The organism is Paenibacillus sp. V4I3 (genome assembly GCF_030817215.1).
In the GTDB taxonomy this organism is placed as follows: domain Bacteria; phylum Bacillota; class Bacilli; order Paenibacillales; family NBRC-103111; genus Paenibacillus_E.
Map to the genome: position 1 here is coordinate 6373118 of NZ_JAUSZA010000001.1, position 26317 is coordinate 6399434.

Annotated in this window: 18 protein-coding genes and 1 pseudogene; 3 read left to right on the top strand and 16 right to left on the bottom strand. The window is 45.5% G+C overall.

Going from position 1 to position 26317, the window contains the following annotated elements; all coding sequences use genetic code 11:
- Positions 1-10: 10 nt before the first annotated feature.
- The 15 genes from QFZ77_RS29565 to QFZ77_RS29635 all read right to left on the bottom strand — a co-directional run bounded on the left by QFZ77_RS29565 (position 11) and on the right by QFZ77_RS29635 (position 21579).
- On the bottom strand, positions 11-3160 hold the full coding sequence (locus QFZ77_RS29565; RefSeq protein ID WP_307445086.1) for an alpha-mannosidase: 3150 nt from the start codon (positions 3158-3160) through the stop codon (positions 11-13).
- Positions 3161-3371: 211 nt separating this feature from the next.
- Complete coding sequence (locus tag QFZ77_RS29570; protein WP_307445089.1) at positions 3372-4844, bottom strand: glycoside hydrolase family 32 protein; 1473 nt, start codon at positions 4842-4844, stop codon at positions 3372-3374.
- Positions 4831-5799 carry a carbohydrate kinase family protein gene (locus tag QFZ77_RS29575; protein ID WP_307445092.1) on the bottom strand — a complete coding sequence of 323 codons (969 nt, stop codon included), beginning with the start codon at positions 5797-5799 and terminating at the stop codon, positions 4831-4833. Before QFZ77_RS29575 ends, QFZ77_RS29570 begins: the two co-directional genes overlap by 14 nt.
- A gap of 38 nt (positions 5800-5837) precedes the next feature.
- Entirely contained in the window at positions 5838-8081 is a 2244-nt protein-coding gene (locus tag QFZ77_RS29580; RefSeq protein WP_307445094.1) for a GH32 C-terminal domain-containing protein, read from the bottom strand.
- 23 nt (positions 8082-8104) lie between these two features.
- Complete coding sequence (locus QFZ77_RS29585) at positions 8105-9769, bottom strand: type 2 periplasmic-binding domain-containing protein (RefSeq protein ID WP_307445097.1); 1665 nt, start codon at positions 9767-9769, stop codon at positions 8105-8107.
- A 120-nt stretch (positions 9770-9889) separates the two neighbouring features.
- Entirely contained in the window at positions 9890-10786 is an 897-nt protein-coding gene (locus QFZ77_RS29590; RefSeq protein ID WP_307449950.1) for a carbohydrate ABC transporter permease, read from the bottom strand.
- 12 nt (positions 10787-10798) lie between these two features.
- Positions 10799-11713 carry an ABC transporter permease gene (locus QFZ77_RS29595; RefSeq protein ID WP_307445100.1) on the bottom strand — a complete coding sequence of 305 codons (915 nt, stop codon included), beginning with the start codon at positions 11711-11713 and terminating at the stop codon, positions 10799-10801.
- An 85-nt stretch (positions 11714-11798) separates the two neighbouring features.
- The gene (locus QFZ77_RS29600) at positions 11799-12803 is read right to left on the bottom strand and encodes a LacI family DNA-binding transcriptional regulator (RefSeq protein ID WP_307445102.1); all 1005 of its coding nucleotides are present in this window, start codon (positions 12801-12803) and stop codon (positions 11799-11801) included.
- A gap of 152 nt (positions 12804-12955) precedes the next feature.
- A complete protein-coding gene (gene rhaS / locus QFZ77_RS29605; RefSeq protein ID WP_047677829.1) occupies positions 12956-14014 on the bottom strand; it encodes a rhamnose ABC transporter substrate-binding protein in 1059 nt (352 codons plus the stop codon).
- Positions 14015-14226: 212 nt separating this feature from the next.
- On the bottom strand, positions 14227-15219 hold the full coding sequence (locus tag QFZ77_RS29610; protein ID WP_307445108.1) for an ABC transporter permease: 993 nt from the start codon (positions 15217-15219) through the stop codon (positions 14227-14229).
- A 4-nt stretch (positions 15220-15223) separates the two neighbouring features.
- Positions 15224-16258 carry an ABC transporter permease gene (locus QFZ77_RS29615; RefSeq protein ID WP_307445110.1) on the bottom strand — a complete coding sequence of 345 codons (1035 nt, stop codon included), beginning with the start codon at positions 16256-16258 and terminating at the stop codon, positions 15224-15226.
- Between the two features lie 46 nt (positions 16259-16304).
- Positions 16305-17804 carry a sugar ABC transporter ATP-binding protein gene (locus QFZ77_RS29620; protein ID WP_307445113.1) on the bottom strand — a complete coding sequence of 500 codons (1500 nt, stop codon included), beginning with the start codon at positions 17802-17804 and terminating at the stop codon, positions 16305-16307.
- A gap of 187 nt (positions 17805-17991) precedes the next feature.
- Entirely contained in the window at positions 17992-19479 is a 1488-nt protein-coding gene (locus QFZ77_RS29625; RefSeq protein ID WP_307445116.1) for a sugar ABC transporter ATP-binding protein, read from the bottom strand.
- A gap of 50 nt (positions 19480-19529) precedes the next feature.
- Positions 19530-20306, bottom strand: coding sequence for a DeoR/GlpR family DNA-binding transcription regulator (locus tag QFZ77_RS29630; protein WP_307445119.1), 777 nt, complete (start codon positions 20304-20306; stop codon positions 19530-19532).
- A 124-nt stretch (positions 20307-20430) separates the two neighbouring features.
- Positions 20431-21579 (bottom strand): MFS transporter, encoded by a 1149-nt coding sequence (locus tag QFZ77_RS29635; protein WP_307445121.1) that lies wholly within the window; start codon positions 21577-21579, stop codon positions 20431-20433.
- Positions 21580-21900: 321 nt separating this feature from the next.
- On the opposite strand from QFZ77_RS29635, the gene QFZ77_RS29640 reads away from it, so the two are divergent.
- From QFZ77_RS29640 to QFZ77_RS29645, 3 genes and pseudogenes are all read left to right on the top strand, one after another.
- A complete protein-coding gene (locus tag QFZ77_RS29640; RefSeq protein WP_307445125.1) occupies positions 21901-22113 on the top strand; it encodes a hypothetical protein in 213 nt (70 codons plus the stop codon).
- Between the two features lie 167 nt (positions 22114-22280).
- Positions 22281-22418 (top strand): annotated as a pseudogene (locus QFZ77_RS38025) (EAL domain-containing protein); the annotation flags it as partial.
- 112 nt (positions 22419-22530) lie between these two features.
- A complete protein-coding gene (locus tag QFZ77_RS29645; RefSeq protein ID WP_307445127.1) occupies positions 22531-24945 on the top strand; it encodes a beta-propeller domain-containing protein in 2415 nt (804 codons plus the stop codon).
- Positions 24946-24951: 6 nt separating this feature from the next.
- On the opposite strand, the gene QFZ77_RS29650 is transcribed toward QFZ77_RS29645, so the two are convergent.
- Entirely contained in the window at positions 24952-26169 is a 1218-nt protein-coding gene (locus tag QFZ77_RS29650) for an MFS transporter (RefSeq protein ID WP_307445130.1), read from the bottom strand.
- Between the last annotated feature and the right edge of the window lie 148 nt (positions 26170-26317).

A 26317-nucleotide genomic window follows, 5' to 3' on the forward strand; every position in this document is an offset into this window, starting at 1 on the left:
CCTCTAAGCATCATTCCCATCCACGAATTCGAAATGTTTTAATTTCATAAGGCTCTATCTCGCAATGAATGGTGCCCTGGCCGTTCTTCCCTTCTCCTGAAAGTGGATTTTCAAGCAAATCAGTCTCCTGCCACAGCATGATAGCAAGACCGCTTGAAACCTCCAATGGCCCCCTCGCTCCGGCATACTCATGCAGACGAACGATAAATCCCTCGCCCTCCTCTGCAGGCTTGACGGCATCAATACATACATTAGGAGCATTGACACTGAAAAGAGAGAATGCCTTCCTTTCCGGTTGGCCTCGCATCACCAATAAGGGATTATTCAAATGCCACGCCTCTTGCACGGTATCACCAGCAAACCAGTCACCCTTATGTGGGAATAGCGCATAGCTAAAAATGTGCTCCCCTTGGTCTTGCGTAGGATCAGGCACCATTGCCGACTTAATCAGTGTCAGTCTCATTTTGTGATCTTTAATGTCATAGCCGTACTTACAGTCGTTCATTAAACTGACGCCGTATCCCCTTTCAGATAGATCGGCCCATTGGTGCCCTAGCGTTTCAAATCTCGCGTAATCCCAGCTTGTGTTCCAATGCGTAGGTCGTTTTACATTCCCGAACTGAATATCATAGGTTGCCTCGGTTGCCCTTATATTTACTGGAAAAGCTACCTTTAACAGCTGGCGCTGCTCATGCCAATTCACTACTGTGTTAAAGTCGATCCGCCGACTGTCTGAGTAAAGAACCATCTTCTGCGTCAGCTCGGAATCCATGTAGCTCCATGAGAATTGAACAACAGCGCGCAGCGGACCCATCTCAACCATTCGTATCTGCGTACACGTATCAACAATCCTTCTTTTTTCCAAGTAATACAGATCGATATCCCAAGCCTCATGCCGACTTTTCGGTTTATCCTCGAATACCTCGAACACGTTGCCGAGTTCTTTTGACTTCAGCACTTCTCTAGCGGCTTGCTTATCGAATATTCGGGTAAGATGACCTTGCTCATTCCAATTTAGGATGTAAAAAGGAGTTTCAATTCCCTGCTCTAAGCTTTGAAAGGGAACTAATCCTTCCATACTTTTGGATTCTTCAGTCATTTCCTTCGTAATCGTGGCAAAGCCCATAGGCGGCAAGTTTTTCAAATGCACAAGCCAACCTTCCTCCGTACGCTGAGACGGGCAAACTTCTCCTGTATCCCGAAGCCATCTCCCCTGACCTGGTGTTTGCGTAAAAGGAATCAAAACGAGATCGTTCCGGCTCCACGAAGCGCTGTTAAATACCGTCCAGGTTTGTTCGTTTTGCTGTAAAATGGAAATGCCTGCTTCGTTGTTGCTCTGATTCGCAAGCTCTAGAGCCTCGTTGTATTCCACTTTACTGTCCTCATAAACTTCCTTAATCGAGGAGCCGGGAATAATATCGTGAAATTGGTTTCGCAGTATGATTTTCCAGCCATGAGCTAAGTCCGTAGAAGGCACGAAGGAGTCGTTAAGCAATCCGCCCAGAACCTGCATAAATTCGGCATCCCGGTATAGAAGCTCAAGCTTGCGGTTCATTCGTTTATTGTATGCCTGACTCGTGAAAGTACCCCGGTGCAGCTCTAAATACAGCTCTCCATCCCAGGTATGTACGTATTGATCCGTATCACGGATGGTTTCCTCCAGCTCGGCGAAATAGTGATCCGCCCTGCCCGTCGTAACTTGAGGAAGTCCCGGTATCTCGGACAATCTTCTGCGCATTTCCAGCATCTCTCGATTAACGCCGCCTCCGCCATCTCCATATCCGTAAGCAAGCAGCAGCTTTTGGTTAATCCCTTTATCCCGGTATCCATTCCAAATACCTTGAATTGACTCAGCTGTAATGCCCCCGTTATACGTGTAAAAAAACGCCCCGTTTTCCGCTCGACCCGGATCCGGAGTTGTAATGAAATGTGTGATGATTTCGGAGCCGTCAATGCCGCGCCACAAAAACGTATCATTCGGCATTCGATTATATTGATTCCAGCTGATTTTGGTCGTCATAAACGTGCTGATCCCGCTTTTCCTTAAAATCTGCGGCAGCGACCAGCTGTAGCCAAACACGTCGGGGAGCCATAGATATGTGCAGTTGACCCCAAATTCCTTTTGGAGAAACCGCGTTCCGTATAAAATATGCCTGACCAGGGATTCGCCTGACGAGAGGTTGCAGTCCGCTTCGAGCCACATCGCACCCCCGGCCTCCCACTGTCCCTCTGCCACTCGATGGCGAATTTGCTCATAGAGCTCTGGATAATCCTCCTTCAAGTATTCATACAACTGCGGCTGGGTCTGAAGAAACACATAGTCCGGATATTGCTCCATTAATCGGAGTACGGTGGAGAAGGAACGCGCCGCCTTCTCCCGAGTATGCTGCAGCCTCCACAACCAAGCAACGTCGATATGCGTATGACCTATACATTGAACGACGACAGCGTGGGTTTTAGGCTCCTTTTGCAGCTGTTCACGTAACAAATGTGCGGCTTCTTTGACCGATTGATAAAAGGAGTCCGACCCCGGCCTCGACCAGTCGATACATAAAAATGCGCGATCAACCATTTTAAGAAGCGTCTGATATTCGGTCCGATTTTCATCCAGTATTTTTACAGTTTGCAGCACCGCTTTGGCCGTAAAATAAAGGTCGTCCGTCGGTTCATCAAGCCAACAGAGCTCCAAGCGTTGAATGGTATATGCGATCGGGGAAGTGGAAGGGTTATATCCGTTTAATCCAGTCCACATACGAAAGCGTAAAGCGACTGAAGTACCGGCAAGTTTTGAATCTAGAAATACTTCTCGATGATTGTTATCTAATCCCTGATAGGGAGAGCCATGTACGAACAATAGTGCCTCGAAACCGCCACTCCCCCCACTTCCGCTTACCCCCATGTGAAAATGTCCCAATACCTTGTTGTCTTTCCACTGCTCCGGAATTTGAACATCGGCTGCCAGCCAAAAGTATTGATCGTACCCCTGCCAGCTTTCACCGCAATGTATTGGTTTCCACTCACCGCCCTCTTCCGGATAAAGACCGATTTGCGTATTCATCTCTTCCTTTATTCGAAGTCCCTTCAGCTCCAGCTTATCTCGATATCGAAATGGGTCCAATTCTTGGAGACGCTTTTCCAACTTTTCAATCGTAAAAAACATACGTTTCCTCCCTTCATGATTTCGGCCAGTGCCAATTCAGCAGGTCGTCGCTCCAAGCAATTCCGATGCAAGCAGTCTAATACGAATCCTACTGTAATTCTTCCACGTGCCCAAGCCCATTCCTGCTGACCGAGCGTGAATAAGACCCAATTAGCTTATAAAACAAGCTAATCGGGTCTTCTAGGAAAAAGGAGTTGCCGTAGAGCAAGCCTTAATCAAATATAGAATGAAGAGTATGAATCGTTAGGGATTTAACCTTAACGCTCCCATCTTTCGCATACAGTTTTATCCCTGTTGGCGAGGATAATGGGAAAATCTGATCCGTCATGACGAGTTTCCCGTCATTCGCAAAAACTTCGATGGACGATCGGTCCACGAAAATATGCAGCTTAACGTTTCCAGTCTCCGCTTTCAATAAAGCGCTATGCTTGCAAGCAAAATCACTATGAAAATCGATAGCTCCAGAACGACTGCGATCAATAAAAAGCAGTTGCTCACGAGTGCTATAACCAACGATTGTTTCCTCGGTTTCGGAGGCTCTTAGCTTCAAACCTAATTCTAAATCTTTGTCAAACTCAAATTCAGCGATGATTTCCAGTAAATCGCCATGCGTTACCGTTAATTCAGAATTGTTAAGCTCAAAAGCTGCCCAATTCTGTTCACTCCGCCTTTGAGTCTGTAGCTCATGAATAGGCTTCTGAAGGAGCCGGACTCCCTCCATTTCCGCTGTAAGTGTTAGCTCTCTAGGAAGCGTCATCGCTCCTCTCCAATTGGAGGTTGGAATCACATTGGCATATTTCCAATTGTTCATCCACCCGATAAACAGGCGTCTTCCCTGCTGTTCAGGCACGTCTGACCATGTGACGCCCGCGTAATTATCTCTCCCGTGATCCAGCCAAAGAAGTGGAGCCGGAGATTCCTCTGGAACAAAAGTATCCCCATTGAAAGAACCAATGAAATACTGCGTGCGTGATCCTTCCACAAAGTTGGCATCTTCTCCAATACTAACAATAAGCACCCATCTCCTGTTGATGGTATCGCCATCTACAGGCAGTTCGAATAAATCTGGACATTCCCAAACGCCGTCATGGGAGCCTTGTCCATACCCAAATTCACCAGAATAGGTCCAATCTTTCAAATTCGGTGATTTGTAAAATCGAATGGCGTCGCCCGCAGCAATGACCATCACCCAGCTTTGCTGAGGATTGAACCAAAATACTTTGGGATCACGAAAATCAGGCAGTGCTTCTTCTATAAGCACGGGGTTGTTTGCGTATTTTGTCCAGGTTCGCCCACGATCTGCGCTGTAAGCAAGACTTTGTCTTTGCCTAGTTAAATCTGTCCCCGGCTTCGTATCATGATGTGTGAAAATAGCGACTAGACCTGACTTGCCACCAAAAAAGCCACTCGTATTGTGTTTATCTACTACTACGCTGCCTGAAAAAATAGCACCGTGTTCATCAGGCGCAAGCGCTATGGGAAGATGCTCCCAGTGAATCAGATCCTGACTGACAGCGTGACCCCAATGCATAGGTCCCCAAACCGTACTTTCGGGGTGGTATTGATAGAAAAGATGATACTCCCCCTCATAAAATACCATCCCATTCGGATCATTCATCCACTGATCTTTCGGTGTGAAATGAAGCTGCGGCCGGAATTTTGTTTGATTATTAGCTGTTATCATGATGCTTCGTCACCTTTCGTATCTCTTCTAGGCTCGGCATCGCCGGTATGGCTCCTCTTCGGGTTGTTGCTAAGGCACCTGCTGCATTGGCGAAGCTGATCATCCTTCGAATTTCCGCTTCGCTTAGCACGTGAATGGCTTGGTTAGAGTCTAACCAACTGTTAAGGAAACCTCCGAAGAACGCATCCCCCGCACCTGTAGCGTCTATGGCATCTACTGCATAACCACTAACGCTTCCCGTTACTTGACCGAAACGGTAAAAAGCACCTTTTTCGGCCAGCGTAATTAAAATGACAGAAGGGCCAAAGGCTTCATGCAGCATGCGTGACCCCTCTTCAAGATCCGTAACACCCGTTAGGAATATGAGTTCTTCTTCGGATATTTTCACGATGTCAGCATGCGTCAAGCCATATTCCATCATACGTTTGGCATGTTCCAAATCGTCCCAAAGCATAACTCGCAAATTGGGATCAAACGATATCGTGCAGCCATTTTCTTTGGCGAACAGGAGGGCTTTCCTTGTCGCGGAGGCCGATGGCTCATTCGTCATGGACAACGAGCCAAAGTGAAATAACTTCGACTGTGCGATCATATCCAAGAGCACCTCATTTTCCGTCAGCAAGGTGTCGGCTCCAGGTTTACGATAAAAGCTAAAGGAGCGGTCACCACTCGCATCCAATTGAACAAACGCCAGCGTCGTATTTGCCTCTTTGCTCATGACTACGCCCTGCGTATCAATTCCGCACCGCCTTAACGTATCCACTAGATAATGTCCGTGAATGTCCGATCCGACTTTGCTGATGAAGCCAGTCCGCTTGCCCCACTTGGCTAAGGCAGCCAGCACATTGGCTGGCGCACCCCCAGGATTGCGTTCAAATAAAGCATAACCTAGCTCTGAGTTTCCAGCTGGTGTGAAGTCGATTAACACTTCACCTAATGCAACGATATCATACATCGCTCTCTCTACCTCCCGATATTATTCATCACTTTTCTCTATACCGACACCTGAAATGCCGGTTTCATCTCCCACATTTGCATGGACGTGATTCGAATGTCTCGATCCCCGTGCAAAAGTAACCCTAGCGCGTCCAGTCTAGATGGGTAGGCGCGTGTCGTTAAGCTTTTTAGCCCGTTGGCGTAGACCTCGATCAATGAACGATCTACGAACACCCGCAATTGCAGCGGTTCCCCTTGAAGCTCAAGCAGCCCCTCTTGAATGCCAGTCGTTCGTTCACGCGTATCTAACGTTGTTTTATTTCGATTCACGCCAAGCCGCTCTCGATCCTGATCATAAAAGAGGACGGTCTCCTCTTCTCCGTCTGGTGTTCGTCTTAACGAGATTCCATATTGGTGCTCTGCTTCTGAACCAAATGTTAGTTCTACCTCAAACGTATCACTCCGTATGTGCTGCAAGTTCTCATTCGCTTCATCTAAACTAAGATCCCGTACGTTCAGAAGCTCCATACCCCGGAGTTGACGTATTTCCTCAATGGGTTCGATCCCGAGCAGCCCATCCTTCCTTAGAGTCAAGCTGATCGGTATGCCAGCGCCGTGCGACCACCCGCAATCGTAATCGATTTCAGGTGTACGCTCACCTTGTGCAATCGTAAATAGTAGCGATCTTCCTGTTATGGGATCAACCATGCCGCTCGGACCTGTGAAATGGAAATCACCTACATCGATGAGTCTCGGCTCTTCATGATCGGGAATGAAACGGTAACGCGCACCTTCCCATCTCCCGATCCAATAATTCACTTCTACTTTAGCCTCAGGCCCCCATGGGCTAATCAGCAAAATATGTTTGCCTGTTTCCTCACCATTACGCTTTAACGGCAGCAGTACTGGCAGCTCCCATACAACGCCAAGGTAGGGATATTTCTGATAATTACTTACATACAGCGGGCCTTCGCACGTCCAGTCGGTCATGTTCGCAGAGCGATAGACCATCGCGGTTCCGCCTTGGCCCTCAATCCCCGTGCCGACAAGCATGATCCATTCTTCATTTTCTTTCCATACATAGGGATCACGGAATTCACCAAAGTATCCAACGCCAGGCTCCTGAACCACGATTGGCTCTGGATGCTTCACCCAAGTCTTCAAATCTATGTCTCCGTCCCGCAGATAAGTCGTTCGAGCCAGACCCACCGATTGATTTGGAGAACATGCGTTATTCCCTGCTGTATAAAATAATGCCGGATAACCGTGTTCATCATAAGCTGCGCTTCCTGACCAGATTCCATCCGGATCAAGGCCGGGCTCCGGCGCCAAAGCCGCTGGAAGATCTCGCCAATGAACTAAATCTTCACTCACCCAATGTCCCCAATGAATGTAATGCCAAAATGGGCCGTTTGGGTTGAATTGGTAGAACAAATGATACTGTCCATTGAAATAAATCGGCGCATGCGGTTCGTTCATCCAGTGCCCCGGCGAAGTTAAATGATACACCGGACGATGCCGATCCTGAGCAAAGTTAGCTCTAGATATGGCCAGATCTTCGTAAGGAATAGCGGGTGCAGCTCCGCCGTGTTCGCTTAAATAATCCCGGTAAGCTCTCGCGATGTCATCCTCAGACATCGCGAGATCATATAGACAAAGTTCATCCATCAAACCGTCGAACATATTCATCGTGAAGGCTTCTGCTAAAATAACCCCCTTGTTATTGCGCCCGATTATCAAATCTTCTTGACTGGTAGTAATCAAAGTATCCTTCTTCGAATGCTGCTTAACCGCTACCTCACACCCGTTTAGATATAACTTCAGCAGTCCAGTTACCGATTCGTAAGTAGCGCAGACGAATGACCACACTCCCTTAGGGAGTGGATGATCATAGCACCCAACTTCAACCCAATCTTCGCCAAGCGCAAGCTGGAGCGACCAAGACCCATGGCGAGATAATCCGAATATATAACCCTCGCAGCGTTCTCTGTCATGTTGATTGACGATGGCGGCGAGTCGCCGTTCATCTCCGAAGTCATAGCTGCGAGGAGCTATCCAAGCGGTAATCGTTAATGCTCCCGACAAGCTAGGGCATTGGTCTGCTGGGCGCTGCAGCCATGTTGAATAACCATCAAATAACAGCGCACACCCACGAATCCCTTTACGCCAAACCGGATCTTGCGGCGGCTGAAACCGACCTTTCGTAAGGGCATATTGAATTGAATCCCCATTACCCGAATACGGGTCATGCGCTATGCGCCCCTGCCCCTCATCGAAGGACCAATAGGCAATAGGTTCCATGCTCGATACCTCCTGCTTTCCCATTACTTGGCCGCTTTATTGTAGCGGTCCAAGGCATCCTGATAGATTTTCAATAAGTCATCTAATCCCATTTTCTTTAGTGTGGTTAAATACGTATCCCATTCCTTCTCAACGCCGCCTTCCATCAACCATTTGGAGCGTTTTTCATTGGTTAGCTTGGCAATATCGGGTTTAACTTTACTAATTTTATCTAACTCTTCCGGCGTAAAGAAAATACTCGGGTAATTTTCTTTTTCCATTTGCGTTACAAAAGTATCCTTGATCCGATTCATTCTTTCCAATGCGCGAGGCTCGGCAGCGACGAGATTTTGAAAATCTTCCGCCAAGATGACGCCGGTCATGTTCGGTGCTACTTTTTGACGGAATTCGCCTGCTGCTACGCCTGCATCAAGCGGTTTCTGCACCAGTTTGCCGTCTTTTTCATCGAATACGACGCCAATCGGTCCCCAATGAAGCTGAGCGGCCATCTTTGGCTCATATTGCAAATCTAACCATCTGGCTGTGATTTCTGGATTTTTGTTCACTTTCGTAACGACAGGACCCCCACGACTCCAAGGAGAGCCATTGTTGTATTTCACGACCATGTCCTTGAAAGGAGGTACAAGTGCATAATCCTTGGCGCGATCCGGTCCAACAATTTCCGTCTCTTCCCACCAGAGGTAGGAACCTAGCGTTATATCCTTCGTTTTTCCTTTTGCAAAGTAGGGTGCCGGATTGTTATTGTAAGTGAATGAATCTTTATCAATGAGACCCTCTTCGACCCATTTGTGGAAATAGACGACCGCATCTTTGTATTTCGGATCGATTGCCGCATAATTCACCTTGCCATCTTTCACATTCAAGTGTTCGATAAACGAGTTATCGCCAGGCTGATACGTTTTGTCTGGGACGCCGAAAGCTCCGAACAAATAACCGATATCGCCGGTCCAGAAAGTATTCATGAAGGACATCGGCACTTCATCGGCCTTGCCGTTCCCATTAGGGTCTTTCGTTTTAAAAGCGGTAAGCACATTATGCAGCTCTTCAATGGTCGTAGGCACCTTCAAACTCAACTTATCCAGCCAAGCTTTGTTCAAGAAGAGAAAATCTGGATTCGAACCGATGCCGGCTTGCCCTTTACCCAGCTCTTCCGCCACAGGAAGCGAATAAATTTTCCCGTCAGGGGCGGTAACGAACGCTTTCAGCTCCGGTCTTTTTTCAAACAGCTTCTTCACGTTAGGCATATACTTATCGATGAGGTCATTCAGAGGGATGATCGTACCGTCTTTGCTGTATTTCACCAAATCGTTATCCGTGAAGCGAGCACCATAGAAGACATCCGGTAAGTTGGAGCTAGCTAGCAGTATGTTCTTCTTATCGTTATAATTCGCTTCTGGGACATTATCCCAATCTACATGTACGTTTGTCTGTTCTTCTAGACGTTTGAATATTTCCATCTCACCGTAATTTGGCGCAAGCGGTGCTTTGGGCGATACCATTTTCAGCGTAACTTTATCCTTTACAATCGGGTAACCGCTTTCGTTGAAGCTTTTGGAGGCTGCTTTCTCACTGCTTTGCGGGGATGCAGATGCGGCATCTTTCGCTGCCGGTGCTTTGTCACTGCATGCTGCCAATACCAAACTTAAGCTCATCGTTACCATCGTTAATGTCGTTAGTCTTTTTTTCATTTGTCGTCGATACCCTCCTCTTTGTATGTAACCCATTACGCTCATGTCTGATCCATGGATGCACTTCTTGATATCACCGAAAGACCCCTACCACCACCTTTCATATTTACCTTCCGTTTTCTAACCTTTTACAGATCCAATCAGAACACCTTTAACGAAATACCGCTGTAAAAATGGATATAAAAGGAGAAGTGGTGCCGCCGCAATGAGGATGACCCCATATTTGATCAACTCAGAGACCCTTTGTTTAGCTAAAAGAGAGTCAATATCCGATACCATGTCGCCAATAGGCTGGCTCTGAATCAAAATATTACGGAGGACCAGCTGCAGCGGATACAGCTTTTCATTTTCCAAATAAATTAACGCATCGAAGAATCCGTTCCACTGGCGAACCACCGCAAACAGCACAAGCACCGCAATAATGGGTTTGGATAATGGAATTACAACACTCCATAGAAAGCGCGTATTTCTGCAGCCATCCATGAAAGCCGCTTCCCGAAGCTCCTCGGGTATTGTTGATTGGAAGAACGTCCGGGCAATAATAATCCCAAAAGCATCGACGGCTGATGGCAGGATAACTGACCAAATCGTATTCACCATACCCAGATTTTTGACCAATAAGTAAGTTGGAATTAAGCCTCCGGAGAAAAACATCGTAAATACAAAGAACAGCATGAACGTATTGCGTCCATAAAAATCCTTACGGGAAAGCGGATAGGCCGCTCCGATCGTTAAGGAAACACTGATTAGGGCACTTGCGACTGCATACAGGATCGAATTTCCATAACCAGACCAGATCTGAGGATCTGATAAAATTCTTCTATAACCTTCGAGTGTAACTCCTTTGGGCCATAGCCACACATTGCCGGCATAGATTTGATCTGGCTCGCTGATGGAAGCAATAACGACGAAATAAAGCGGATATAGAATCAACAATGCAAAGCCACTCAACACAAGCATGTTTAAAGCGTCGAACCATTTATCAGCGGTACTCTTAGCTGTAATCATTGGACGAATGCCTCCTCTCTTTTAAAATAGGCCGCTGCCATTTATTTTTTTGACGATGCGATTAACGGATAGCAGTAGAACGAAATTGATCAAGGAATTGAATAAACCCACTGCTGCAGAGAAGCTGTATTCCGCTCGCTGCAAGCCGATTTTGTACACGTACGTAGCGATAATCTCAGACGAACTGGCATTCAGGTCATTTTGCATGAGAAAAGCTTTTTCAAAGCCAACATTCATGAGATTCCCAATAGCCAATATGAACAAAATGAAAATCGTCGGCTGAATGCCAGGAATATCGATATGCCAGACCCGATGCCATTTCGTAGCTCCATCTACAACCGCCGCCTCGTGAAGATGCGGATCGATACCGGCTAGCGCCGCTAAATAGATAACGGAGGCGAAGCCGGTTTCTTGCCATACACCGGAGAACACATAGAGGCTTTTGAACCATTCTGCCTTCGATAAAAAGTAGATCGGCTCGCCTCCAAAAAGTTGAACGATGTGATTGATTAGTCCACTGCCCGGCGATAAGAACACATACAACATACCAACGAGGACGACTGTTGAGATGAAATACGGAGCATAAATGACCGTTTGGATAAAGCGTTTGTACCTTTCATGGAGCAGCTGATTAAGCATTAGTGCGATGAGAATAGGCACAGGAAATGAAACCACTAAAGAGAAAACACTAAGTCCTAACGTATTCTGAATGACGGTCCAAAAGTTGAAAGAATCGAAGAACCGCTGAAAATGCTCCATACCTACCCAAGGACTACCCCAGAAACCTTTGGAAGCGATAAAATCCTTAAATGCGATTTGAACCCCATACATAGGCCAATATTTAAAAATGATAAAATAGATCACGGTGGGCAAAATCAGAAGATATAACTCATAGTTGGTTCTGATCTGTTTAAGTGGCTCCTTGAACTTGTTCATTCGTTGTGATGCAGCCCCTTTCTTTTTCGAGAAATCGTTTACGTAAACGTTTTTCTGATGTTCAAAAAAAAGCTGGAACAGCTTTTTAACAGGAATCTCGCAGAATTAACGAGGTTGGCAGTCTGTATTCTTCGCTTATTGTACTTGGCTTCTCGATCCGTTCTAACATAATCTCTGCTGCTTTCACGCCAATCTCGTAAGAAGGCTGCCGGATGACCGACAAAGGCGGACACGTAATTTGTGTCCAATCATAATCGTCAAAACCAATAATAGCCAACTCGGCTGGAATTTGAATCCGTCGTTCTTGTATGTATTTCATAGCGCCCATTGTTAATACGTTATTGGCAATAAACAGCGCTGTAATCTTCTGCCCGCCAAGCAGCGACTTAACGCTCTCGTATCCGCTTTCAAAGTTAGATTCCGCCATCCTCACAATGGACGAATCAAATGGAATTTCGTGATCTGCTAATGCTTTTTTGTACCCATCATAGCGCTCATTGCTCGTTGTAATACCGAGTTCTCCGGTTAACAGCCCAATTCGACGATGACCTTTCAGGATGAGCGTTTTTACTGCTTCATAAGCGCCTCCAATTCCGTCGGCCAACACACAATCCCCGTTATAACCCGTCGGTTTGCGATCGATGAACACAACAGGATAATGAGAACGCACGATGTCGTTTAAATAACTGACGTCTTCAGCGATTGAAGCAATAAATAACCCGTCAATTAATTTGGAATTAAACAATTTAATCTGTTCTTTCTCATCTTCAATTTGTTCCGTTGTATTGTTGCTCAGCAGCAAATGATAACCATGCTGCTTCAATGTATACTGAATACCTTGTGCTACCATCATAAAGAAGAAATTAGAGGTATCCGATGGGAGAACTGGTACGATGAGGCCAATTGTATTCGACTTCTGACTACGCAAGCTCCTTGCTGCCGAATTTGGGTGGTAATCAAGTTCTTCCATCGCTTCGTAAACTTTACGCTTAACTTCATCCGACACATAGCGGGTGTTATTAATAACATGTGACACTGATGCTATCGAAACACCCGCTTGCTCGGCTACCTGCTTAATACCCGATCGCATAACATTCGACCCTCTTCTCTCAGGAAAACGTTTACGTAACCGTTTTCTTTTATTATATGGCTGAATTCTTTGCCTTGTCAATGACTTTTTGAATTAGAAAAATCCCAAAGTCCCCCTTTGAGGGAATTTTGGGATTTTGATTTTTTAAGCCCTTAGTACACCTTTTTCCACTCCGCAATGTTGGAAGCTTCAAATTTGAACGGATCTCCAAGCATGATTTGGGTACCATCGCCATCTTTCACGATTTGTTTCTCGCCGAGTCTACCAGCTTTGAATTTCTCGCCCTCTTTACCTGTTAACGTACCTTTCACTAACGCGTCAGCGGTATAGCCAGCTAAATATCCAACATCAATCGGATTCCAGAGGTACATCCATTTACTAACGCCGCCTTCAATGTACTGAGCCATCTCACTTGGAAGACCAAGACCTGTCAGCTGTACTTTATCTTTCAGACCTTTGTCTGTAAGCACTTTACCCGCTGCAGCAATTCCAACCGTTGTAGGTGAAATAATTCCTTTCAAGTTCGGGAATGATTTCAGCAAAGCCTCTGTCTCGGATACGCTTTTATCGCGAAGATCGTCACCATAGGCCACTTTAACAAGTTTAATCTCTTTGTATTTCGGGTCCTCAAGTTCCTTCTTCATCCACTCAATCCATAAATTTTGGTTGGTAGCTTGGGAAGTAGCACTCAGAATCGCGATCTCGCCTTTACCACCAATCATTTCGGAAATAGCTTGCACTTCTACGCGGCCAATACGTTCAGGGTCAGCTTGGTTGATGTGCACCAACCGGCTTTTCGAGTTAACAGCGGAATCAAGGGAAAGAACTTTAATCCCAGCGGTCATTGCTTTTTTCAAAGCAGGCTGGAGCGCATCTGGATCATTGCCGACAATGGCAATAGAAGCCACTTTCTGCGAGATAAGTTCCTCAATCATTTTGATTTGCGCTTCAGCCGTTGGTTGATCGGGCGCTTTTAGAATCGGCTCACCGCCAAGCTCGGTAATCGCATTTTTGAAGCCTTCCATCTGTTTTTCGCCGTATGGATTTCCTGTGTTTTTGAAAATGATGGCATATTTTTTCTTGCCGCCTGCTGAGCTGTCAGCTTGTTTGGCCGCATCTGTCTGTTTAGGAGCCGAAGTCGTTGATGCGCAAGCGGCTAAAAGAGATAACGAGAGCACCGCGGTGAGGCATGTTGCAAGTACTTTTTTCATAAGATTTGAATCCTCCCTTTTTTCTCATATACATATTTCAGCATCAGCGTTAAATAGGAATCCACGCCCCAACATACTATACCCGGGTATTCTATAGTTGTGGGTAGATGATGCCGCTACAAGCATCGAAGGTTATGAAATCTACAATACTTTTAGCGGCATCACCTTATATGTGTCTTCCGTCTTCGACTACCTCAACTGGTGTATGACCATCACGAAGTTTTGCGAAGTTTCTTCTTGTTCCATTTCAATTTCGGTATAATAACCGCGAAAATAAGCAGCAAGCCCACAATAATGAGCAAGACTTGGGCTGGCACATTGACGAGACCTAATCCGTAACTAAGCATACCAACTAGGAAAACAGCGATGATGGCGCCAATCATTCTGCCCTTGCCTCCTGCGGTAGAGATGCCGCCAAGGACAACCATGGCAATCACATCCAACTCGTAACCTGTTGCTACATTGGGCCGTGTACTCCCCATACGTGAGGTTAAGAAGATCGCGGTTACTGCAGCCATCAGTCCTGTTAGAGCAAAAACGATGACCTTGATCTTATCAACTTGAATCCCTGAAAAACGCGAAGCGGTTATATTATTCCCCATCGCATATACTCTTCGGCCGAACGTTGTCTTATGTAAGAGTAAGGCGAAGACGACCGCGAAGACGAAGAAAACAATCAGAATAAAAGGAATACCCTTCACATATTCCCATCCAAAGAAGCTGAACCAGTCCGGGAATTGCCCTTTCGCTTGATCTTCTAAGAGCATATAAGCGATTCCGCGATAAATAATCATGGTCGCAAGTGTAATAATGACCGACGATAGCTCTTTAAACTTGACGATAAGAAGTCCGTTTACAAGCCCGCATACAGTTCCAACTACCAGACAGATGAGCATGGAAAGTCCCATTGGTACACCTTGACTGTACAGATCCGCCATAATGACAGATGATAAGGCAACTGTGGAGGCGACTGAGATATCAATCTCACCAAGAATCATGACCAGGACCATGGGAAGTACGATAAAAGCTTTATCGAGAAAGCCCATTGTTGCATCTCTTAAACTATCGACATTCATATAATAGGGGGACAAGCTGGCATTCAGAATGTTGACCCCTATGAAAATAATGACTAACAGCCATTCCCATTGAAAGAAAAACGTTTTGTAATTAAAATCTCTTTTAGCTTGAATCGTTCTAAGTTCCATAGGCTTAAATCTTCCTCCTCATGAGGTGGTTGCGATCCACGCCCCTCTTCACCAAGGCATTCACAAGCACAGCTATTAAAATAATCGTTCCTTGAATGGCCATCTGCCAGAAAGGAGATACATTAATAAGCGGAAGCGCGTTGTTCAAAATCCCAAGTAAAATTGATCCTAAGATAATACCCGAAATTTTGCCCGAACCGCCTGCAATGCTAACGCCTCCCAGTACACATGCAGCAATAACGCTTAACTCGTAACCCGAAGCTGTATCGCCTTGAGCGGATGCAAACTTGGATACCCATAACACGCCAGCAAGTCCTGCTAAGCTTCCCATAATGGCATAAACCATCCATAAAATTTTATCGTTGTTGATACCGCTAATTTTGGCAGATTCCGGATTGCTTCCAACGGCATAAATTTGACGGCCTGTTCGCGTATGATTGATGAAGTAGTAAAAAACGATGTAAATGATAATAGCGATAAAGATAAGTGTGTTGATGCCGAAAATAGAACCTGTTGCAATCGCTTTGAAGCTATCCGGCATTTGGTGGGCACTCACCCATTTCCCACCGCTAACGGTAAAAGTAAGCCCCCGGATTACGTTCATCATCCCGAGTGTGGCGATGATGGGCAGTACGCCGGTTCTCGAAATAAGGAAACCAATGATGACGCCGCTGATCAGACCAACTGATGTACCCAGCAGCATAACAACGAGCGGATGTAAGCCTGGGAAGGCGCTGACCGTCATGGATGAGATCATCCCAGATAGAGCGAGTGTAGCCCCTATTGAAAGGTCGATGCCCCTCGTAATAATAACCAGCATCATACCGACGCTTAATATACTTAGAATGGCTGTATTCGTAACTAAATCATTGATATTCTCCAGCGTTAGAAAGCTGTTATTGTTCAACTGTACAATGATGGAAAGAACGATAATGAAAGTCAGCAAGCCGAGTTCACGGAACTTTGCGATGCTGGCGCCAAACGTTTTTCTTTCACCAGCTGGACTGAATGTTCTTTTCTCTATAACTTGGTTGCTCATGTCCTGATTTCCCTCCCCCTTGTTTACTGAAGCAGACACGAGACTTTTATGCTAGCTGATCACTCATCGAAGCTTCAAGAATGGCTTCCTGCGTGACCTGTGTTCGATCCAAACGCCCCGTTATTCTACCTTCTCGCATAACGATGATGCGATCGCTCATCCCAATGACTTCAGGCATATCCGACGAAATTAAAATGATACCGTACCCTTGTGCAGCGAGGTCGTTCATAATTTCATAGATCGCAAACTTGGCTCCCACGTCGACGCCTTTGGTCGGTTCATCCAGAATGAGAACTTCGAGTTCAGCCGTCAGAAGCTTGGCGAATACGACCTTTTGCTGGTTTCCTCCAGATAAGGAGCTGACCAAGTCATAAATACTTTGAGCTTTAACACTAACCTTTTCGGCTAATGACTTGGAAACTTCCGTTTCTCTGGCTTCGCTTAACCAACCGCCATTGGCATAATGCTCAATATTGGATAGCGTAATGTTCCGCCCAATATCCCAATCCAGCACTAATCCCTGCTTCTGCCTATCCTCCGGCAAATAACCAATGCCCAGCTTCATCGCATCTTGTGGATTACGGATGTTCGTTTGTGTTCCTTTCACATAAATGCTCCCTTGATCGGCCTGTTCGATACCAAAAAGGGTTTGGCACACTTCCGTACGTCCCGCTCCGACCAATCCAGTAAGCCCGAGGATTTCTCCTTTGTGCAATTGGAGCGAAATATCTTTGAAATATCCTGTTCGTCCAAGCCCTTCCACCCGAAATACTTCTTCGCCAATCTTCGCTTCCTTTTTGGGGTAGAGCTGTGTAATTTCCCGCCCAACCATAGCGACTATGAGCTTATCGGTTGAAATATCGTGTACGCCCCAGGTTCCGATGTATCTAGCATCTCGGAATACCGTAACTTTACTTGCTAAACGGTACATGTCTTCAAATCGATGCGAGATGAAAATAATCGCAACGCCTCTGTCTCTTAGCTGCTCGGTAATGCGGTAGAGCTCCTCGCTCTCCCGCTTCGTAAGTGCAGCTGTCGGTTCATCCATAATAATAATGCGAGCTTCTGTTGACAACGCTTTCGCAATTTCTACAATTTGCTGCTGCGCCACACTTAAGGTCCCCATTTGTGTGCGTGGTTCGAAATTTGCTCCCAAAGTATCGAGCAATTTTTTCGCCTCAATGTGCATCTCATTCCACAAGATTCTTTTTGTTCGTTTGTGTATCTTTTCATGACCCATGAAAATGTTTTCCGTCACACTAAGGTCTGGATAACAGGTCACATGCTGATAAATGGCGGCAATACCGACTTTTTTGGCATCATTCGGATTATTAAACACCACTTTGTTACCGTTTACATAAATGTCACCTTGATCCGGTTGATGAACACCTGTAATCACTTTAATAAAAGTTGACTTCCCTGCGCCATTCTCTCCCATAAGTGCATGAATTTCACCGGCTCGCAGTTGAAAATGCACAAGATCGAGAGCTTTGACTCCTGGAAATGTTTTTGAAATCGCTCTCAATTCAAGAACAAATTCACTCATTGTTATCCCCTACTCGCTTGGATATTCTCTTCTCTGAATAGAATATACCATAGGAATAAGCAGTTGGCTATACTTTTTCGTTTCTTTTGTTTATCTTTATGTTCGTTTGTGATCGTTTCATATAAAAAGCCGCACAATGCTTAAATTCTATGAGGCTCCTTTACTGGCTTTCACGCTTACCTACAGTCTATTTTCCTCCTGAAGCATAATACAAAATTTTCTCCTGCGTCGCCTCCTCTCTTTGGAACACGTTACGTATTTCACCGTTATACATCACGGCAATACGATCAGACATCCCCATAATTTCCGATAAATCCGATGAAATCATAATGATAGAGGCTCCTGAAAGCACAAGTTCATTCATCATGTTGTAAATATCGATTTTGGAACCAATATCAATGCCCGCGGTAGGTTCCTCTATGATCATGACTTTCGCATTAGCAAACAACCATTTTGCGAAAATCACTTTCTTCTGTTTACCGCCACTCAAATTATTGACGTTTTCATCATCACTCGATTCAATGTCCAGTCTTTCGATCAGATCTTGCGCAAACCAGCGTTCCTTTTCGGTGTTCAGGAAGCCGAAGCTTGATATTCTCTCAAGATTAGTTAATGAAATATTTTGACCAATTGGTGCGTTGCTTAATAAGCCTTCTTCTGTGTTAATTCCCGTCATATAGCAGAGCCCGTTCTTCTTTGCTGTGTGCGGTGTCATGGATGTGTAAGATTTACCCTGCAGTTCCATACTGCCTTCGAAAGGTCCATTAATTCCGAACAGCACTTTAGCAAGTGTCCGTCTTCCGGATCCGCTTAGCCCCGTTAATCCGATAATTTCCCCGCGTTTCACATCCAAATTGATATTGCGAATACGGCCATAGTAAGACATATTTTCCAAGCGTAGCACTTCTTTACCCAGCTTTACCTTGAGCTTAGGAAATCGATCTGCCAGCTCTTTACCAACCATGACTTTAACAAGATCGTTAAGCTCCATTTCATTGACACTGCATGTCTGAACAGACTCACCATCGCGAATTATCGTTACTTGATCAGCGATTTGAATAATTTCTTCTATACGGTGAGAGATGTAAATGATAGCGACACCTAACTTTTTCAGATCGCGAATGACTTTAAATAAGGTCTCTATTTCCTGCTCGGTTAACGCGGCCGTAGGCTCATCCATGATAATAATTTTGGCATTATGGGATAGGGCCTTTATGATTTCAACAAATTTCTGTTGGCCCGAGCTTAATGATTTCACAGGCGTTCGTGCATTTATGTTCAAGCCAAAATCATCTAAGTATTTACGTGTTTCACGATATGCCTTATCCCAATCAATTAAACGATTCCATCTCTTAATCGGTTCCCTGCGAATGAATACGTTTTCAGCAATGTCGAGATCTTGAAATAAGCGAATCTCCTGGTAGATCATCGCGATACCCAGCTCCTGGGCTTCCTTCGGATTGGGGATCGAAACAAGCTCTCCATCTATGTATATGCTTCCTTCATCAGGCTGAAACAAGCCCGCCAATACTTTCATTAGTGTTGATTTACCGGCTCCATTCTCACCAATTAAGGCGTGAACCTGACCCGCATCTGCGCTGAAATCGATTTGGTTCAACACCACATTGTCATTAAACCTCTTCGTTATGCCCTTCATTTGCAAGAAATTTTCCACCTTATATGCCCCTTTACTTCTCTATAGAATCAGCGTGTAGACAACAGGGATTACCGGAAATCAAAAGTTGTATAAAGTTTGACGGCTTGCTCAAAGTAATACTTTTTATAGTCATTTGGTATTTGTGTGTTTGTAATTACTTTCTTAGCTATCGTCAGATCGCCAAGTCTGGCGAAGCCTTTGACATTGAATTTGGAGTAATCCGCAGCAATAATGATCTCGCTGGAAATTTTCGCAACCTCCTGCAGAATCATCGCTTCATCATAGTGACTAACCGTATACCCAGAGTCCAACTGTGCACCCTTTACACCTAGAAAAGCTTTATTCACATAAATGCCTTTGAGCATTTGCAGAGCGAACCCGCCAACGAGCATTGTTGACAATGGTACCAAATCGCCTCCGATGACAATTGTCTTCACACCAGACGCATCTTTCAATTCAAGACCAATGGCCAAGTCATTCGTTAAAACGGTAATTTTCTTTGCTTTGATATTTCTTGCGATCTCCAGACATGTCGAGCCAGCGCTTAAGAATATGGCTTCTCCATCCTCAATCATTTGAGCTGCGATTTTACCGATCATTCGCTTCTCTTCCACGAATTTCTGTTCGGTATCCCCGCTTGAGGCAGAAGGAAGCGAATTCAATTTATCATTCAATACGGCGCCGCCATACGTTTTAACTAGAAATCCTTTTTGTTCTAGCTTATCGAGGTCTCTACGAATCGTCACTTCCGTAACGGAAAACTTCTCACTGAGCTCGTATACATCGACCCGCTTCTCCGCCAGGAGCAGCTCTTTAATTTTATTCAATCGTTCAATCGCAAACATGATAAAAACCCCTTATAAGTAGAAAGGTGCATTGATTTATTAGTTGTGTGTATTATATCATGTTTCTTTCGTTTGTGTTCGTTTCCGATTTATATGCAAAAACTCCCATTTACCCGCATTTCATTTAGTATGAGCCAAGAACATTCTGTTTTCTACGAATCCATATAACAAGTCCAAACACGATAACACACGTCATGGATACCCATGAACTATATAAAAAAACTTGTCTCATCCCGTAAGCCGAGCTCATAATTCCACCCAAAAAGCTGCCGATAATACGGGCGGCTCCAAGGCTGAGCAAGCCGTTGAGTGTTTGACCACTTGCCTTCCATTCTGAAGGCACTTCACGGTTGATAAACGTGGCAAGCGTAACAGAAAGCACGATGAAAATAAGTCCGTGCAGCAGCTGCACCGGTAATACCCAAAGTGGATTCCCAATTAAGGTAAACAAGAACCACCGGATTGAGGATGCGAGCGCGGCCACAATCAGAATTACTGAAATAGGGACGCGTTTGAAAATCCAGCCGGAAAACAGAAGAAACGGCAGCTCACTAAGTGAAGAAATCACCATCGACCAGCCTAGCAGCATACTGTCTCCACCCATCTCCTTGAAGTAGATTGGGAAGAATGCGTAATAGTAACCCAAGGTGATTTGAACAACAAAGTTGATACCCAAATAAAACATTAGCTTACCGTTTCGGAAGAGCTCACGGAAACGTTTACCAGAAACGTTAGTCTGGCGGCCGGCAGCTGGCGGAAAACGCCAGAGGAACAGCAATGCGGCGGCCATGGTTCCGGCGTAGACCGGGAACATCGAGCCAATGTGCGACTTGGCTGCGATGCCGAAAGCAAGAGACATGATAGCGAAACCCACTGTACCTCCTAGGCGAATCCAACCAAAACTCCATGTGGGACGCCGTTCCAACTCCTCCAACGTAATCGCATCGCTGATTGCAAATATAGACGTCTGAAAAAACGTAAACACACATATTAACACAAGCAGGTAAATGAAATGATGTGAGAACGGGAAGAACAAAATGGAAACACCGCTACCAATCAATAGAAAGCGAAGTACGCTATTCTTCGTCTTGGCTCGGTCACCCAACGCCCCCCAAACCGGTTGGCCAAACATTGCAACCAAGGGCCCAAGGCTGAGAAGCATCCCGATTTGCTCCTGAGAAAATTTTGCGCTATGCAGGTAAACCGGCATAAATGTGCCATAAACAGCGTTTCCCATGTATATGACTACGTAAAACAGCAAAAAAGAGTTCATCTTCGTTGTCAGCCCCTTCTTTCCTTTTAGAATAATACGTCATTTAAGAAGCAATCTCTTACATTTCACGAACGAGAAGTCGGCAGTATAAACTGTACGACAGTGTAGTGTGCAGTTCAAGAACTATTTTTCAAAAAATTCGAGATGTTGGTCGACCACTAAGTGCGACGATGTAGCGTGTAGAAGCATTAATCCGGTGGAATCATCCCGAGAAGGGAATCATCTCTCCATTGCAATTTATTCAAATGCCGAAGAAGTTGGACTCATTGTTCCAATCGGGAAATGGGTCTTGCATGAGGCCTGCAACAATGGCGTTTATGGATGGATCATAACCATTTTGAACAAACATTTAAAATGTCCGTCAATTTATCCTCGAGGCAGATGTATGAACTGGACTTAATTGAATTGATTTCCAAGATTTTGAATGAAACAGGTATGGATCCCCATTTCTTGGAAATTGAAGTTACGGAAAGCATCAGTATGAATCTTGACCGTGCAACGATGCTGCTTTCCAAACTGAAGGCATTGGAGTAAGCATTTCGATTGACGATTGGTACGGGGTTTAGTTCGTTGGCGTATTTGAAGAACTTCCCTATCGACCGCATTAAAATAGATTGAACATTTATTAAAGACCTGTCTAATGATATAAGCGATCAAAACATAGTGAAGACCATCATCGCCTTGGGTATCAATTTAAATCTAAAGTAATCGCTGAAGGCGTCGAGTCTGAAGAGCAGCTTAATCTTTTAAGAAACTATGGTTGTCATGAAGCACAGGGATATTTTCTGGGCCTTCCGATGTCTGCGGATAACATCGCTAAGATTATTTATTCGGAATAGGGCAATTAAAAAATATTTTTAAATCGTTGAAACAAATCGGAAAGCTCATCCGTTATGAGGATATAGATGAAAATAATGGAAACCCTCAAAACTCAAGAAAAGGATGAAGAAGATGAAGAAAAAAGGTTTGGTCGCCGGTCTCTTGCTTTCCGCTACAATCTTAACGTCCGCAGTTGCTCCCGCTGCCACTAACGCCGATCAGGAACCTGTGATCCGGTTTGAGGGCCAGCCGATAGCTTTCTCGCTGCAGCCTAAATTAATGGACGGTATTCTGATGGCGTCTGTTCGGGATCTGGCAAAGGCTTTAAGCATGGAAGTGACATGGAATGAAGCAGAGCGGCTTGCGGTTGTTACTGGTAACGGGTACGAGCTGAAGCTGCCATTGAATTCGGATTATGCCTACGTGAACGGTAAAGCAAACACCATTTACGGCAGCACGCAAATGGTTGATGGTTCTACTTACGTTCCTCTACGCTTCTTTATGGAAAGCGCAAATCATGTTGTTCGCTGGGATTCGGCCACCAGCACAGTAAACGTCACGAAACAGGCTGACAGCTTGCCTGTAGTCGGTACCTATGACCACTTGGTCACACTTTTGACGCAAAATGAAAGCAGTGGATCCGCCAGAGTTAGTTTACTAACCAAAGAAGCTAAATCTGAATCCTTCGGTAAAGCTTCGGCTCCAACAAGTGACTTTGTTTCTGTTGAAGTCCAAGATTCGGCCAGTGCAGCGGCACCCGGCTACTCCGGCACGAACGTACAAGTGCAAGGCGTGGATGAATCCGATGTCGTCAAGACAGATGGAACGTACATTTATACGGTAAACAAGCAGCGGATCGTAGTCACTCAGGCTTATCCCGCCGACCAGATGAAAGTGCTGAGCATTCTCGATTTCCCGGGAAATCAAGACACTCAGTTCCAGCCAAGTGAAATCTACGTGGACGACAAGCATCTGATCGTGCTTGGTAATTCTTATCAGAACTATAAACCGGTCCCTTATAACGGGGCAGGCGGCGTCACAGAGAAGAAAATGATCCTGCCTATGAGGTCCCAGGGAACCGCGAAGGTTATCGTTTACGACCTCACCGACCGGAGCAGCTTGAAGCTTCTGAAGGAAGCTGAGCTTGAAGGAAACTACGTTTCTTCCCGCAAAATCGGATCGTCGCTCTATTTTATCTCCAATAAGTACGTGAATTACTACCAATACCGGGAAATGGCGGATAAGGAAGAAGCGAAGACCGGGCTAGCTCCTGCTTATCGAGATTCGGCGGCAGGCGACTCCTTTACCTCTATTCCGCTCAATCAGGTCTATTACTTGCCGAAAGCCCTGGATCCTAACTATGTGCTCATCGGAGGCATCAACCTGAATGAATTGAAGCAGACGATGAATGTCACTTCTTACCTCGGCTCAGGCCAGAACGTGTACGCATCCGAAGAGAACTTATATATGGCCGTAACGAATTATGAACAGATGGGAATCCAACCAATGAGGATGCCTGCTGGTGATCCTGCTCAAGGCATACGAATCGGCGAGCCGAATGGATCCAGCCAACCTTATGAGCTTCCTAAGCAGGAAACGATTATTTATCAATTCGGGCTGAACGCAGGTAAAGCAGCGTACAAGAATACAGGCAAAGTGCCCGGACGCTTGCTCAATCAATTTTCCATGGATGAGCATAACGGCTACTTCCGGCTTGCTACAACTACAGGCGAAATGGGTCGGACGGATGAGGGGATTTCGAAGAACCATGTTTTCATACTTGACACGAACCTGAAAGAGAAAGGCAAGATCGAAAACATCGCTCCAGGAGAGCGGATTTACTCCACCCGCTTCATGGGCGACCGGGCTTACATGGTTACTTTTAAGAACACCGATCCGCTATTCGTCATGGATTTAAAGGATCCCGCTGAGCCGAAATTGTTAGGCGCGTTGAAGATTCCTGGCTACAGCGATTATCTGCATCCTTATGATGAAAACCATATTATCGGCTTCGGGAAAGATACAATCGAGGTCGACATCAAAAATCCGAATGGACCGCAGTCCATTGCTTATTACCAAGGCATGAAAGTGGCGCTGTTCGATGTAACCGATGTGAATAATCCGAAGGAGAAATTTAAGGAGCTGATCGGGGACCGCGGTACGGATTCCGAGCTGCTGCACAATCACCGTGCATTGCTCTTTAACAAGGAAAAAAATCTACTTTCCTTCCCAGTTAACGTAATGAAAATCGACCCCAATCAGACGACAAACAATCCGAAGATGCCTGCTAGCGCATACGGCAATTTTGCTTTCCAAGGCGCGTACGTCTACAACCTTGACTTGGAAAAAGGCTTCCAGTTCCGCGGCGGCATTACCCATCTTACTCAGGAAGATCTGCAAAAAGCCGGGCAATACGTTCATGCCGGCGACAAACAGGTACAGCGCGTTCTTTATATCGGCGATACGCTGTACACCGTCTCTAACGGATTAATCAAAGCGAACGACCTCAGCACGCTGCACGAAAAGAACTCGGTGATAATTCCGTAGTCCTTTTCACGTGTCGCTAGTGATCGGTTGCCGGACGTCCATTGATTTTCGTTTGGCAAGGAACAATGTCAAGATCCCGCTTGATATGGTAATTATGGCGAGCGTCAGTAAGAATGTGGAGATCCCGAACCAATCGAGACAAGCGCCGGTCGCAAGCAGTGAAATCTGGAACATGACGCGGTCAAGCATTCCTCGAAATGAGAAAAAGCGTCCTTGTGCTTCTTTGGGCACTTTGATTTGGAATAGTGTCGATACCATCGGAAAGAAAAAAGCGACTGCGCAACCGAACATAACGAAAGAGCCGAGAACCGCATAGCTGCTCTCGCTGAAGGACATTCCTGCAAAAGAAAGCGCAAATAATAACATGAACAGCGTAGAGCTGGTTACCAGATTCCGCATGCCGATCACACGCTTTGCGAATAAGCCTGCAATCAAAATGCTAGTGCCTTCTAAAGAATAGATCCAGCCCATCAGTTCCGGTTTGTGCTGGATTTGACTAAACTTCAGTACAAGTAAATTAAAACCGCCTAGAAATAAGGTAATAACCCCGCTATTGATAAGTGCGATGAATATAGACGGTTCTGCTCGAATGAGTGGAAACAACTCCGTAAAGCGGATTTTCTCTTTCTTTCTTGCAGCCACGGAATCCGCAGTATTGGGAATCCTCAACTGCGTAATGAGCATCACGAGGATGACGTAAAAAACAAGCGACAGCGCATAAACCGTGTACAAATTCATCATGGATACTAATATGCCTGCTGCAGCAGTGCCGCCTATTCTTGCTACAGTAATCACGTTAAAGTTTACACTGTTGGCCTTAAGCAGCTCGGAGGCTGGAACGACGGAAGGCAGCGCTGCTTGCACAGTAGGCATATAAACAGTAGCTGCTACTTGCATGATGACGACGGACAACAGCATGATGGCGACGGATTGGTACTGTATGGCCGCAAACATGACAATCGGAGCCAGACAACGAACAAGCCCTGATATAAGCAATATTTTTTTCTTATCATAGCGGTCTGCCCACACCCCGGCTTGCGGCGAAATGAGTACACCGAGAAATAAACCGCACATCAGGATCAAGCTCTTGCCTAAATCAGACGGAACGTGGCTTTGCATAAATTGCAAATTGGCAATGATGCTTGTCCAAATACCTGCGCCTTGAATGGCTTCTCCGATCATCATGAAAACAAATGTCCGATTCCGAAGTAACGAATGATTCATACCTAATCTCCAATCTAAATGTGATACTCAGAATCTTCCAATTATAGCACGTACGTTCGTGTGGTGTCTATTAGAACACGAAGCCGATCTCCTGACAAAGTACGAGCGATGGCGATACGCTGTTGCTACCTTCACACCAACACAAAAA